Raw genomic sequence first — 12910 nt, forward strand, 5'->3', positions numbered from 1 at the left:
GTAACGTGGCGGCACCTGTCTGGAGACCCGCCCAATGTTCGCTGCTCGTTCCGTCCTTGTATTCGCCCTTCTGCCGTTGTTCGCCGGCTGTCAGATGCTTGGCATCAAGACCGACACACCGAAAGTCTCGACGGCGGGCATGATCCGCATGCAGGGCGACCTGACTGGCGAGAACGGGCAGCTGATGTTCAAGCCGTGCAACGAGCAGCGTCGCTACGTGGTCAAGGACCGCAACAACACGGGCATCCTGCAGGAAGCCGCGAGTCTGGCCGACAGCAAGGGGCGTGTCTTTGCGGACCTTCGCGGCTCGTTCGCTGCCAGCAAGGCCGCCAACAGTGACGGCCAGCTGGACCTGCATCAGGTCTATCGTGTCGAACGGCCGGGCCAGTCCTGCGAAGACCTGAACTTCAAACGCCTGACGCTGCACGTCAATGGCAACAAGCCTGCGTGGAACGTCAACGTCAGCGGCAAGGGCATGGTTCTGGAACGCGAAGGCCAGCCGCCGCTTGCCGTGCCTTACCTTGAAGAACAATTGCCGGATGGCAGCTTCAGTGTCAGCAGCGAAGCCAACAATCAGCGCATCGAACTGTGGGTCGCCCCTCAGCGCTGCGTCGACAGCGTCAACGGCTCGGTGCAACACCTCACCGCCGAGCTGCGTCTCAACGGTCAAGCCCAACGTGGCTGCGGCTATTACGGCGGCTCGCGGGACGACTGATCCATTCCGAGGCAGGGTTTTGGCGACCGATGGCACCCGTCGTCGCCAGGACTGCATACCTCGACTCGCCGCCAACGGGGTTCAGCGCTTATAATCGCCGGTTCTTGTAGTGCTGTCGGGCTGAACCTGCGGCCCGAAAACTGGACCCCTTAATGTTACGAATCACCGAACTCAAACTGCCGATCGATCACCCGGACGAAGACCTGCGCCCTGCCCTGCTGCAGCGCCTGGGTATCGACAGCAGCGAATTGCTGGACTTCACCCTCTTCAAGCGCAGCTACGATGCGCGCAAGAAGTCCTCCGAACTGTGCTTCATCTACACCATCGACTTTCAGGTCAGTGACGAAGAAGCGCTGCTGCGCAAACTGGCCAACGACCGCCACGTGGGCCCGGCGCCTGACGTCAGTTACAAGGTGGTCGGCCATGCGCCGGAAGGCCTCAGCGAACGTCCGATCGTCGTCGGCTTCGGTCCTTGCGGGATTTTCGCAGGCCTGTTGCTGGCGCAGATGGGCTTCAAGCCGATCATTCTCGAGCGCGGCAAGGAAGTGCGTCAGCGCACCAAGGACACCTGGGGACTGTGGCGCAAGAATGTCCTGAACCCGGAGTCCAACGTTCAGTTTGGTGAAGGTGGCGCAGGTACGTTCTCCGACGGCAAGCTCTACAGCCAGATCAAGGATCCGTACTTTCATGGCCGCAAGGTGCTGCACGAGTTCGTGAAGGCTGGCGCGCCGGAAGAGATTCTCTACGTCAGCAAACCGCACATCGGCACCTTCCGCCTGACCGGCGTGGTTGAACACATGCGTCATCAGATCGAGGCGCTGGGCGGCGAAGTACGCTTCCAGCAGCGCGTTACTGATCTGATGATCGAAGACGGCCAGTTGAATGGCGTTGTGCTGGACGGTGGCGAGCAGATCGCGTCGCGTCACGTGATTCTCGCCCTGGGCCACAGCGCCCGCGACACGTTCCGCATGCTGCATAGCCGTAACGTGTTCATGGAGGCCAAGCCGTTTTCGGTAGGCTTCCGTATCGAGCACCCTCAGTCGCTGATCGACCGCGCCCGCCTGGGTAAGTACGCCGGTCACCCGAAACTGGGCGCCGCCGACTACAAGCTGGTGCACCACGCCAGCAACGGCCGCTCGGTTTACAGTTTCTGCATGTGCCCTGGCGGTACGGTGGTCGCGGCGACGTCCGAGCCGAACCGTGTGGTCACCAACGGCATGAGCCAGTACTCGCGCAACGAGCGTAACGCCAACTCGGGCATCGTGGTCGGCATCACGCCGGAACAGGATTTCCCGGGCAGCCCGCTCGCCGGTATCGAGCTGCAGGAGCGTCTGGAATCTCACGCTTATCTGTTGGGCGGCAGCACTTACGAAGCCCCTGCGCAACTGGTAGGCGACTTCATCGCAGGCAAGGCGTCCACAGCGCTGGGCAGCGTCGAGCCCTCCTATAAGCCGGGCGTGAAGCTGGTCGATCTGGCCGAGGCGCTGCCCGCCTTTGCCATTGAAGCCATTCGTGAAGCGCTGCCCGCCTTCGACAAGCAGATCAAAGGCTTCTCGCTGCACGACGCGGTACTGACCGGCATCGAAACCCGCACATCGGCACCGCTGCGTATCACGCGGGGTCCGAACATGCAGAGCCTCAACACCAAGGGCCTTTATCCGGCCGGTGAAGGCGCAGGTTACGCCGGTGGCATTCTGTCCGCTGGGGTGGACGGCATCCGCATCGCCGAAGCGCTGGTGCGAGACATGTTGGGAATCGAGGGCTGATTTGTCCTCACTTGATGACGGACGCCTTGCCATGCAAGCGTCCGTGATCAGTCAATTCCAACAACTTATAAAGTTACAATTTGACAGTCAAAACATTAGCTTTCAGAAATTTCCTACGCAATAAACCCGCACTTCCGAATTAATTCGCAACACAACTTTCGCTTTATTTTTATAACGCCACAAACCATCTTATTTATAACAAAAAAGAATATAACTTTTGTTTTAACTCTCCAATCAACGGGTTAGGGTGTCGGTCCTTTTTACCGTAGACGGAGAATGGTCGCGCCCATGCGGAATACCATCACACGCTTTTTCCAGCTCGAAGCAGCGGGAGGCTTGCTGTTGATTGCAGCCGCTGCCCTTGCGCTCATTATCAATAACTCGCCGCTTTCCTGGCTGTATAACGCCTTTCTCGAAACACCGGTAGAAGCCCGGATCGGCGCTCTGCAAATTGCCAAGCCCCTGTTGCTGTGGATCAACGACGGGCTGATGGCCCTGTTTTTTCTGGTCATCGGCCTTGAGGTCAAACGCGAAGTGCTGGAGGGGCATCTTTCCAAACCCTCGCAGATCGTATTGCCCGGTGCTGCTGCCATCGGAGGCATGTTGGTTCCGGCGCTGATTTATGTCGCACTGAATACAGGCAACGCCGAAGCCCTCAATGGCTGGGCCATTCCGATGGCAACCGATATTGCGTTTGCACTGGGTGTGCTCGCACTGCTCGGCAAGCGTGTACCGGTTTCGCTGAAGCTGTTTCTGATGACGTTGGCGATCATCGATGACCTGGGCGCAATTATCGTCATCGCGCTGGTGTACTCCGGCGAGCTGTCACAACTGTCGTTGATACTGGCGGCCATCTCGATCGTTGCCCTGATAGCCATGAACCGAGCAGGCGTGAGCAGGCTTGCGCCTTATCTGCTGGTTGGACTGGTGCTCTGGGTCTGTGTCCTGAAGAGCGGTGTTCACGCGACGCTTGCAGGTGTGGTGCTGGCGTTCTGCATTCCACTGCGCACGAGCAGCAAGGTATCTCCGTTGCTGACCCTGGAGCACGGCCTGCATCCGTGGGTTGCGTACGGCATCCTGCCGTTGTTTGCATTCGCCAACGCCGGTGTGTCGCTGGCCGGTGTGACCATGGAAAGCTTTACCCACCCGGTCCCGCTGGGCATCGCCGCAGGCCTGCTGCTGGGCAAGACGCTGGGGGTGTTCGGGCTCACCTGGCTGGCGGTCAAGACACGCATGGCATCGCTGCCCAAGGAAGCCAACTGGGGTCACGTGCTGGGCGTTTCGATCCTGTGCGGTATCGGCTTCACCATGAGCCTGTTCGTCGGCTCACTGGCGTTCGAGCCAGGGGTCAGCGCGTATGCGGGAGAAGATCGCATGGGGATTCTGACCGGCTCGATACTGTCGGCCATCATTGGCTATGGCGTGATGGTCCTCGCCTGCAGGGCGACACCGAAGCGCTGAAAAACAGTCGTTCTGAAACGAAAAACCCCGAGCATTTCGGCCCGGGGTTTCGTTTGATTCGCATCGCGGATCAGTGTGTCACGCGGCTCGTGCCGTTGACGGTCATGATGCGTACACGCTCGCCGACCCGGAAAATCTCGTTTTCCTCGACCTGCTGCACATAGGCACGCATGCTGCCGTCGTCTTCACGAACCGTTATCTCGACACCCTGAGTACGTGTCAGACCTTCCTCGGTAGCGGAACCGAGCAGACCACCGGCAACCGCACCGATCACGGCGGCCACCACGCTGCCGCGCCCACCACCAATCGCGCTGCCGCCCACACCACCAACGATCGCACCGGCACCTGCGCCGATCGGGGTCTTGGTACCTTCGATTTTCACCGGACGCAGGGATTCAACGGTGCCCAGACGAACGTTCTGTACGGTACGCGCCTCGTCACGGGAATAGGAATCACCGGTGAGGTTTGAGGTACAGCCGCCCATCGTCAACGCCATGGCAGTGAACGAAGCGACCAGAAGAGCAGACTTGCGCATAAAAGGTATCTCCAGAGGAACTAGTGGCCATTAGACTACCCGACATCGACGCTGTCACGGCCCAGGTTCCGCAATTTATATTCATTCAGGCGCCATACAGCGACAACCCATGTAACGCTCAGACGACCCGACAGGCAAATAATTCAATCAGGGCGCGAGACGCTCACGTGTCCATTGCCCGTCAACTGAACGATAGTTCAAACGGTCGTGGAGGCGACTCGAACGTCCCTGCCAGAACTCGATTCGCTCCGGCAGAAGACGATAGCCGCCCCAATGCTCGGGGCAGTGAGGCGCGCTATCGAGAAATCGTTGCTCAGTCTGTTTGATCAGACCTTCAAGCTCTTCACGGTCGGCGATCACCCGGCTTTGCGGCGACGCCCAGGCCCCTAGACGGCTGCCCAGAGGCCGGACCTGATAATAGGCGTCCGATTCCTGCGCAGTGACCTTCACCACTCGACCTTCGATACGCACCTGACGCTCCAGCGTTGGCCAGAAAAAGGTCATTGCCGCGAACGGACGTGCAGCGAGCTGCTGGCCCTTGGCGCTGTCGTAGTTGGTGAAGAATGTGAAACCTTGTGTGTCCAGCCCTTTGAGCAGCAGCACCCGGCAATGCGGACGCCCCTCCTCGTCAACCGTCGCCAGGGTCATGGCGTTGGCCTCGACCGGAGCCTGCTCGGTTTTCACGGCCTCGGCGAACCATTGGTGAAACAACGCAAACGGCTCGTCCGGTGACTGCGCTTCGGTCAGACCGTCACGGGTGTAGTCACGGCGCATGTCAGCCAGAGTCTGGGTCATGGTGTGATTCCTGTTGTTGCGGCTGGATTATCTGACCACTGAATGGTGAGCGAATGCCCTGAGTCAGATCAAACGCGATGCGTCTGGAGAAGCGTTCCCACGCGAACGTGGGAACGCTCAGGAGTTACCTGCAATCAGTTGCTGGCCTGGGAGTCAGTCTTCTTGGCTGCTGCGTCCTTGGCCGGGGTCTTGGCGGCAGGCTTTTTGGCTGCTGCGGTGGACTTCGCCGGAGCGGCTTTTTTGGCTGTGGTGGCTTTCGCCTTGGCCGGTGCAGCTTTCTTGGCCGTGTCTTTCTTCGCCACAGCCGCTTTCTTGGCCGGGGCTGGAGCAGGCACGACAGGCTTGACGTCCTGGGTTGCGACCATGGTCGGAGCAACCGGCGGCAGTGCGTAACGGCTCATCAGGGCGACCATGGTGTCCTGCGGCGTCATCAGGATCTCAACGCGACGGTTCAGTGCACGACCCTGCGCGCTGTCATTGGCCGCACGCGGCATCACGGCACCCATGCCACGCTGGCTCAGGCGCTGACGCTCGAGACCGCTGAGGCGGAAGATCGCGGCAACCGACTGAGCGCGCTCCTGGCTGATTTTCTGGTTGGCTTCGGTAGGACCCGAAGTGTCAGCGTGACCCAGAATCAGCACGGCCGTTTTCTTGTCGCCTTCAACGGCCTTGGCCAGACGCGTGATCGGACCCAGTGTGACCGGCAGCAGCATGGCCGGGCGATCCGGGTTGAACGAGCTGTCTACCGGCGCAGTGATTGCCAGCAGGTCTTCGCGACGCTCCACTTCGAACGGGGTGTCCTTGATGGCCGCACGGACGCGAGGCTCGTATTCGTCCAGCCAGGCCTTGGTCACTTTCGGATCAGGCATGGGGGCGGCTTTCGGCTCGTCTGCCTTGCTCGCAGAACTACCGAATGGCCACCACGAGCTCTTCTGGTCTGCTTCGCTCTTCGCCACCAGAGAAGGGGCAGGCTTGCCAGCGACGGCATCAGGCTTTACGGCCGTGTCATCGTCGGAGCCAAACGGCCAGTACCACAATTTTTTACCCTTCGTTCCGTCGACCGGTGCAGACGCGTCGGGTGCCTTGGCAACCGGGGCAGCAGCAGGTGCCGGAGCGGGTGCCTTCGCAGCACCATCGTCGGTTGCGCCCGAACCGAACTGCCACCAATGGCCGTCAGTTGCAGCAGAATCGGATTGAGGAGTTTGAGCACAGCCGGTGACGGCGATGCACAGAGCGAGAACGAGGCTTTTATTGGACGACATGGATGACCCACAACAGTTTTTGATCAGACAGAAGGAACGTTGTTACGTCCGTATAACACGCATGAAGTTACAGGTGGAAAGAGAAACCGTCATACGGACCCGTTATACCCCGTTTAACTGACAGTCGGTATGAAACAAACACTTATAGACGAAACTTACTGCAAACACTCACGTAACGCCCTGACCAGTTTCTGGGCGCGGGGATCCATGAGAATGTAGGGCCCGAGCATGTTGGTAACGAAGCCAAACGCCACCTCGTAATCCGGGTCGGCAAAGCCCACCGAACCGCCCGCGCCCGAATGGCCGAATGCTTTCGGGCCCAGAGCGAAGGTGGCGTTGGCCACGGTCGGCTGGTCCAGCATGCAACCCAGACCGAATCGGGTCGAGGTCAGCAGGGTCTTGTCCTGGCCGAGGCTGTGTTCACGCGTCAGCTCATTGAGCAACTCGGCCTCCAACAGGCTTCCGTCCAGCAAACCGTTATAAAAGCCCGCCAGACTGCGGGCGTTGCCATGGCCGTTGGCGGCAGGTTGCTGCATGCGACGCCATTCCGGTTTGTTGGTGCTGGTCAGGATCGATGGTGGGTTGGTGAAAGCCTTTGCCGTGATCGAGGCAGGCTCACGCATTGTCGCCTGCAGCACACGCTGGGCCGCATCGTCTCCGAAATTGCCTTTGCCGCGGGCGATGTGCGCCACGCGATGGAACTGGTCATCGGCCAGCCCCACATGAAAATCCAGCCCCAAAGGACGCGCTACCCGCGCCACAATGGATTCGCCAGGACCGCGACCATCGGCGCGGCGCAACATCTCGCCGATCAGCCAGCCATAGGTGATGGCGGCGTAGCCGTGGCCCTGACCGGGCGTCCACCAGGGCTCTTCCGCCGCCAAGGCCGAAGTCATGGTGTCCCATTCGTAAAGGGCTTCTGCCGGGAGTTGCCCGCGAATCGCAGGCAGTGCTGCCTGATGACAGAGCAACTGGCGCAAGGTGATCGAGCCCTTGCCTGCCGCAGCGAACTCGGGCCAGAGCCGGGAGACAGGCTCATCCAGCTTCAGCTTGCCCTCTTCCACGAGCTGCAGCACAGCAACACTGGCAAAGGTCTTGGTGCAGGAGAACAGGTTGGCGATGGTATCGGTGTGCCAGGCTTCGGCGCCGTCCTTGTCGGCGGTGCCTGCCCAGAGATCGACGACCGTCTGCCCGCCGACCTGAATGCACAAGGCAGCGCCGCGCTCCTGAGGATCATCAAAAAGCGCCGCAAAGGCTTCACGCACTGCTTCGAATTCAAGTTCGAAATGACCCTGGATCTGCAAAACCGCTGACTCCTGAATGTCGCTGGAGGCCTTGAATACGGCCACCCGAGTGGGCGCATATTGTTCCAGCGATTGACCGTTTTGGGAACTGCTGCCAGCCGCCGGTGAGCCTGGGTTCAGGAGATTTCCCGATGAAACGGCGGCAACGCATTGAGAATCGCCTTGCCGTAACGCTGAGTCACGACGCGGCGGTCCAGTAGTGTGATGGTGCCGCGGTCCTCTTCAGTGCGCAGCAGGCGGCCGCAGGCCTGGACCAAACGCAGGGACGCATCCGGCACGGCAATCTCCATGAACGGATTGCCGCCACGCGCCTCGATCCATTCGGCCAGCGCTGCTTCAACCGGATCATCGGGGACCGCGAACGGAATCTTGGCGATGACCACGTGCTCGCAATACGCGCCGGGCAAGTCCACGCCCTCGGCAAAGCTGGCCAGCCCGAACAGCACGCTGGATTCGCCACTGTCGACCCGCGCCTTATGCTTGTTCAGGGTTTCCTGCTTGGACAAATTGCCCTGGATGAACACCTGCTTGCGCCAGTCGCGATCCAGTCCGTCGAACACGTCCTGCATCTGTTTGCGCGAAGAGAACAGCACCAGCGTGCCGCGCGAGCCTTCGACCAGACCCGGCAGGTCTCGGATGATCGCTGCGGTGTGAGCGACAGCATCACGCGGGTCGGCCTTGAGGTCCGGCACGCGCAGCACACCGGCATCGGCATGGTGAAACGGGCTCGGTACAACCGCCGTAACCGCGCCTTTCGGCAGGCCGGCACGCATACGGTAACGATCGAACTTGCCCAGCGCGGTCAGGGTGGCCGAGGTGACGAGCGCACCGTAGGCGATGTTCCACAGGTTACGACGCAGCATCTCCGCCGCCAGGATCGGGCTGGCATTAACCTCGATGTCGAACAACGCACCACTGTCGGCCAGCGTCAGCCAGCGGGCCATCGGCGGGCTGTCTTCCGGGTCTTCGGCGGTAAAGGCTGTCCACAACTCCCAGTTGCCATGGGCGCGGGCCAGCAGGCTGCCGAACAGCGGATACCACTCTTCGGCCTGATGGCTGGCGATGCCGATGTTGACCTCGCCGTCCATGCCTTCCTTGAGCAGATCGGTCAAACGGGTAAACAGATCGTCCAGGCGGGCGAAGCCTTTCTTGAGTTCGATGCCCATCTCGCGGATGTGCTCGGGAATGACGCCGCCGACAAAGCGATGACGCGGACGCTCGCGGCCCTGCATGTCTTCACCGGCGCGGAAATCGGCCAGTTGCTCGCAGGCACCGAACATGAATTGCTGGTGGCCCTTGATCTCGCGGGCCAGTTCCGGCACCTGCTCGATCAACTTGCCCAGGTCGCCCGGCAACGGATGCTGGGCGAGCAGCTTGGCAAGGTTCTTGGCGGTTTGCTCCAGCCAGTCGGCAGTGGAGCGCAGCCGGGTGTAGTGCGCGAAATGGCCGATGGCCTTGTCCGGCAGGTGATGGCCTTCGTCGAACACGTAGAGCGTGTCACGCGGGTCCGGCAATACCGCGCCGCCGCCCAAGGCAAGGTCGGCCAGCACCATGTCGTGGTTGGTGACGATCACATCGACCTTGCCCATGCCCTCACGCGCCTTATAGAAAGCGCACTGCTGAAAATTGGGGCAATGGCGGTTGGTGCACTGGCTGTGATCGGTAGTGAGACGCGCCCAGTCCTGATCGGCCAGTTCCTGCGGCCAGCTGTCGCGGTCGCCGTCCCATTTGTTGCCCGCCAGCTTCTGCAACATGCTGGTGAACAGTTTCTGGCTGGCTTCGTCGACTTCGATCTTGAAGCCTTCTTCCTCGAACAGTTGCGCGGTCGCGTTGGTGGCGTCGCTTTCCTGCAGCAGCATGTCGAGCTTGGACAGGCACATGTAGCGGCCACGCCCCTTGGCCAGCGCGAAGGTGAAATTCAGGCCGCTGTTGCGCATCAGGTCCGGCAGGTCCTTGTAGACGATCTGTTCCTGCAGCGCGACGGTTGCGGTGGCGATCACCAGACGTTTACCCGCCGCCTTGGCAGTCGGGATCGACGCAATGGCGTAGGCTACGGTCTTGCCTGTACCGGTGCCCGCTTCGACGGCGACCACGGCCGGATCGCCCGAGCGCCGTCCTTCCTCATCGGTATCGATATCCCCCAGTACCTTGGCGACTTCGGCGATCATCAATCGCTGGCCATAACGTGGCTTGAGGCTCTTGGCTTCGAGGAAACGCGAGTAAGCGCCCTGGATCTGGGATTTGAGTTCGGTACTGATCATTGGCTTCGGTTCGGGGGCACGGCAAAAAAGGCTGGATAAATTTTCAGTGGTTCTGAGTGGGCGCTATCATAGCGCGCTAAATCCATCCGCGCAGAACGGAGTACCCGATGACCGCATTTTCCACTGTCTATACGTTTCATCTGCTGGCTGCTCTGGTCTGGGTTGGCGGGATGTTTTTCGCCTGGATGGTATTGCGCCCAGCCATCATTGCAGCACTTGAAGGGCCGTCTCGCTTGAAAGTGTGGGTCCAGGTGTTTCCAAGGTTCTTCGTCTGGGTCTGGGCGGCCGTCATTGTGCTGCCGATCACCGGTATCGGGATGATTCAGCTGAACTTCACCAGCTTTGAAACCGCGCCCCGCTACGTGCAGATCATGATGGGGCTGTACGTGGTGATGGTGGCGCTGTTTCTTCGTATCCATTCGTTGCAGTTGCCGGAACTGCAACGTGCAGTGGAAACCGAGCAGTGGTCGGAAGGCGCCGCGGCGCTGGGTAGAATCCGACGACTGGTCGGCATCAATCTGATTATCGGGCTCGCGGTGGTAGTGATCGCAGCAGCACGTCCAGGTTTCTGACCGGGCGAACCCTCTGGCTGTGCGAAACGAAACATCACAGGGCACTCAGCGTGTCACCGCGCACAGCAGGCGGGCAGAATCCTGCCCGATCAGTCACGTTATTCCCTGAATTTCCTTGGATTTCAGCCAGTTGAGTTCCTTTGGCACGCCCTGTGCAAACGTTTGCGAATCGTAGTACGTGCCGTTAAAAGGAGTTTCAATACCGATGCAGTCCTCAAAGCAGTCTGCCGCGTCACCCGGATTTCTGATCCCTCTTCTGTTCACAGCCTCGCTGGCACTGCCTTGCGCCGTGGCGCAGGCGCAACCTGCCGCAGCCGACGACTCCGCGCAAGGCGAGACCCTCAGCCCGCCTGCTTCACCCAAGGAAGGCAAAGGCGCGTATTTGTCAGACTGGTTCAATCAGGACCTCACGCTGATCGGCAGCAAGGACATCAGCTTCGGTCCGCAGCCGGTCGATGACGTGTATCTGGAATACGAATACTTCGGCCGCAAAGGCCCGTTCGAGCTGTACGGCTATATTGACGTGCCGAAGATTCTCGACATCGGCAACCGCAACGACAAGGGCGTCTGGGACCATGGCTCGCCGGTGTTCATGGAGCACGAGCCGCGCATCTCCATTGATTATCTGGCGGGACGCAGCCTGGCCGTGGGGCCTTTCAAGGAATGGTACGTCGCCTTCGACTGGATCTACGACCACGGCAGCAACTCCGCCAACCGTGCCAATACCCTTTACAGCGGTATCGGCACCGACATCGACACAAAATCGCGGGTCAATCTGTCGGCCAACTTCTATGGCCGCTACCAGTGGGAAAACTACGGCGCCAGCAACGAATACTCGTGGGACGGCTATCGCGCCCAGCTCAAGTACATCGTGCCGATCACCAAATTCGACAACGGCGCATCGCTGACCTACATCGGCTTCACCAATTTCGACTTCGGCTCGGACCTCAAGGACGATCCGGCGCGTACCGCCAACTCAACGGTCGCCACCAACGTCTTGCTGTACGCCTTCACTCACCTGCGCTTCACGCTCGTCGGTCGTTACTTTCATAACGGCGGCAACTGGCAGGACGGCAGTGAGCTGAATTTCGGCGAAGGCAACTTCCGCGCCCGCTCGGACGGCTGGGGTTACTACGCCGGCGTCGGTTATCAGTTCTGACCATGACTTTGACTACAGGAGTTCTCATGAAAAGCATCACTCGCAACGCCCTCTGCGCCTCGCTTGCCCTGCTCAGCCCGGGCATCTGGGCGTCCACCGCCCCGGTTACGCCCAAGGTCATGCTGATCGCCATGTTCGCCCCCGAGGCGCAGAACTGGATCGACCGCCTGCACCTGACCAGGGAGATCGAGGTGCCGGGCCTGTCCGCCGAGTACCCGACCATCCGTTGCAACGATCAGGACACCTGCCTGATGATCACCGGCATGGGCCAGACCAACGCCGCGGCTTCGACGCTGGCACTGGCCCTGTCGCCCCAATTCGACCTGCGCAAAACCTACTTCATCGTCGCGGGCATTGCCGGGATCAACCCGCACCACGGCACGCTCGGCACCACGGCCTGGGCTCATTATCTGGTCGAGTTCGGCACCCAGTGGGAAATCGATTCACGTGATGTGCCCAAGGAATGGCCGACCGGATATCTGGGCATCAACACCAAAGGGCCGAACGAGAAACCGCCGCTGGACTACAAAACCGAAGTCTTCGAACTCAACCCCAAGCTGCAAGCCAAGGCCTTTGCGCTGTCGCAGAAGGTCGCGCTCAGTGAGAGCAAGGAGTCAGCTGCGTGGCGGGTGAAATATCCCTACGCGCCTGCCAACCAGCCACCGCAGGTCACGCAGTGCGACACACTGGCAGGCAACACGTGGTTCTCGGGAACACGTTTGAGCGAGCGGGCGGAAGTCTGGACGCGCCTTTTGACCGACAACAAGGGCGTGTATTGCACGACTCAGCAGGAAGACAACTCCACGTACGAAGCGCTGCTCAGAGCAAGCAAGGCCGGCAAGGTCGACGTCAATCGTGTTGCCGTGGTGCGCGCAGGCTCTGACTTCGACCGCCCTTATCCGGGCTACAGCGAAGTGGACAATCTCTTGAAGTACGCCGATCAGGGCGCCTTCGTACCGGCGCTGGAAAACCTGTACCGCACCGGCAATCCGCTGGTTCAGGCGATCCTCAAGGACTGGAAAAGCTGGGAAAACGGCGTGCCGCAGTAAGCGATCTTCAGGGCAGGCCACGGATCGTCAG

General features: G+C 60.4%; 11 protein-coding genes. 6 read left to right on the forward strand and 5 right to left on the reverse strand.

The annotated features are described in order from the left end of the window. Window positions 1-34: 34 nt before the first annotated feature. The 3 genes from AC0IXS_RS07735 to nhaA all read left to right on the forward strand — a co-directional run bounded on the left by AC0IXS_RS07735 (window position 35) and on the right by nhaA (window position 3942). Window positions 35-715 (forward strand): COG3650 family protein, encoded by a 681-nt coding sequence (locus AC0IXS_RS07735; RefSeq protein ID WP_029241299.1) that lies wholly within the window; start codon window positions 35-37, stop codon window positions 713-715. Between the two features lie 152 nt (window positions 716-867). Beyond that, window positions 868-2481, forward strand: coding sequence for an NAD(P)/FAD-dependent oxidoreductase (locus AC0IXS_RS07740; RefSeq protein WP_057410109.1), 1614 nt, complete (start codon window positions 868-870; stop codon window positions 2479-2481). A 276-nt stretch (window positions 2482-2757) separates the two neighbouring features. Beyond that, window positions 2758-3942, forward strand: coding sequence for a Na+/H+ antiporter NhaA (gene nhaA, locus AC0IXS_RS07745; protein ID WP_057410108.1), 1185 nt, complete (start codon window positions 2758-2760; stop codon window positions 3940-3942). 70 nt (window positions 3943-4012) lie between these two features. Here the strand turns inward: nhaA and AC0IXS_RS07750 are convergent, their stop codons facing one another. The 5 genes from AC0IXS_RS07750 to dinG all read right to left on the reverse strand — a co-directional run bounded on the left by AC0IXS_RS07750 (window position 4013) and on the right by dinG (window position 10099). Next, entirely contained in the window at window positions 4013-4477 is a 465-nt protein-coding gene (locus AC0IXS_RS07750) for an outer membrane lipoprotein (protein ID WP_004887833.1), read from the reverse strand. A gap of 147 nt (window positions 4478-4624) precedes the next feature. Continuing rightward, on the reverse strand, window positions 4625-5272 hold the full coding sequence (pdxH, locus tag AC0IXS_RS07755; protein ID WP_057410107.1) for a pyridoxamine 5'-phosphate oxidase: 648 nt from the start codon (window positions 5270-5272) through the stop codon (window positions 4625-4627). A gap of 134 nt (window positions 5273-5406) precedes the next feature. Further along, window positions 5407-6534: an OmpA family protein gene (locus AC0IXS_RS07760; protein ID WP_471824291.1), complete on the reverse strand. Its 1128-nt coding sequence runs from the start codon at window positions 6532-6534 to the stop codon at window positions 5407-5409. Window positions 6535-6689: 155 nt separating this feature from the next. Further along, window positions 6690-7838, reverse strand: a complete 1149-nt coding sequence (locus AC0IXS_RS07765; protein WP_471824293.1) for a serine hydrolase domain-containing protein — start codon at window positions 7836-7838, stop codon at window positions 6690-6692. Window positions 7839-7954: 116 nt separating this feature from the next. Further along, a complete protein-coding gene (gene dinG, locus AC0IXS_RS07770) occupies window positions 7955-10099 on the reverse strand; it encodes an ATP-dependent DNA helicase DinG (protein WP_004887825.1) in 2145 nt (714 codons plus the stop codon). A gap of 107 nt (window positions 10100-10206) precedes the next feature. Between dinG and AC0IXS_RS07775 the strand changes: the two genes are divergently transcribed. The 3 genes from AC0IXS_RS07775 (at window position 10207) to AC0IXS_RS07785 (ending at window position 12879) form a co-directional block, all read left to right on the forward strand. Further along, complete coding sequence (locus tag AC0IXS_RS07775) at window positions 10207-10671, forward strand: CopD family protein (protein WP_057410104.1); 465 nt, start codon at window positions 10207-10209, stop codon at window positions 10669-10671. 205 nt (window positions 10672-10876) lie between these two features. Next, on the forward strand, window positions 10877-11830 hold the full coding sequence (locus tag AC0IXS_RS07780) for a nucleoside-specific channel-forming protein Tsx (protein ID WP_471824295.1): 954 nt from the start codon (window positions 10877-10879) through the stop codon (window positions 11828-11830). A gap of 26 nt (window positions 11831-11856) precedes the next feature. Further along, entirely contained in the window at window positions 11857-12879 is a 1023-nt protein-coding gene (locus AC0IXS_RS07785) for a purine-nucleoside phosphorylase (RefSeq protein WP_471824297.1), read from the forward strand. Window positions 12880-12910: the final 31 nt, after the last annotated feature.

Source organism: Pseudomonas sp. AC016, from assembly GCF_979253365.1.

What these genes read in the sequence shown, in the direction of transcription:
- AC0IXS_RS07735 (WP_029241299.1), top strand. Translation starts at nt 35, where the DNA reads ATGTTCGCTGCTCGTTCCGTCCTTGTATTCGCCCTTCTGCCGTTGTTC.
- AC0IXS_RS07740 (WP_057410109.1), top strand. Translation starts at nt 868, where the DNA reads ATGTTACGAATCACCGAACTCAAACTGCCGATCGATCACCCGGACGAA.
- nhaA (WP_057410108.1), top strand. Translation starts at nt 2,758, where the DNA reads ATGGTCGCGCCCATGCGGAATACCATCACACGCTTTTTCCAGCTCGAA.
- AC0IXS_RS07750 (WP_004887833.1), bottom strand. Translation starts at nt 4,477, where the DNA reads ATGCGCAAGTCTGCTCTTCTGGTCGCTTCGTTCACTGCCATGGCGTTG.
- pdxH (WP_057410107.1), bottom strand. Translation starts at nt 5,272, where the DNA reads ATGACCCAGACTCTGGCTGACATGCGCCGTGACTACACCCGTGACGGT.
- AC0IXS_RS07760 (WP_471824291.1), bottom strand. Translation starts at nt 6,534, where the DNA reads ATGTCGTCCAATAAAAGCCTCGTTCTCGCTCTGTGCATCGCCGTCACC.
- dinG (WP_004887825.1), bottom strand. Translation starts at nt 10,099, where the DNA reads ATGATCAGTACCGAACTCAAATCCCAGATCCAGGGCGCTTACTCGCGT.
- AC0IXS_RS07775 (WP_057410104.1), top strand. Translation starts at nt 10,207, where the DNA reads ATGACCGCATTTTCCACTGTCTATACGTTTCATCTGCTGGCTGCTCTG.
- AC0IXS_RS07780 (WP_471824295.1), top strand. Translation starts at nt 10,877, where the DNA reads ATGCAGTCCTCAAAGCAGTCTGCCGCGTCACCCGGATTTCTGATCCCT.
- AC0IXS_RS07785 (WP_471824297.1), top strand. Translation starts at nt 11,857, where the DNA reads ATGAAAAGCATCACTCGCAACGCCCTCTGCGCCTCGCTTGCCCTGCTC.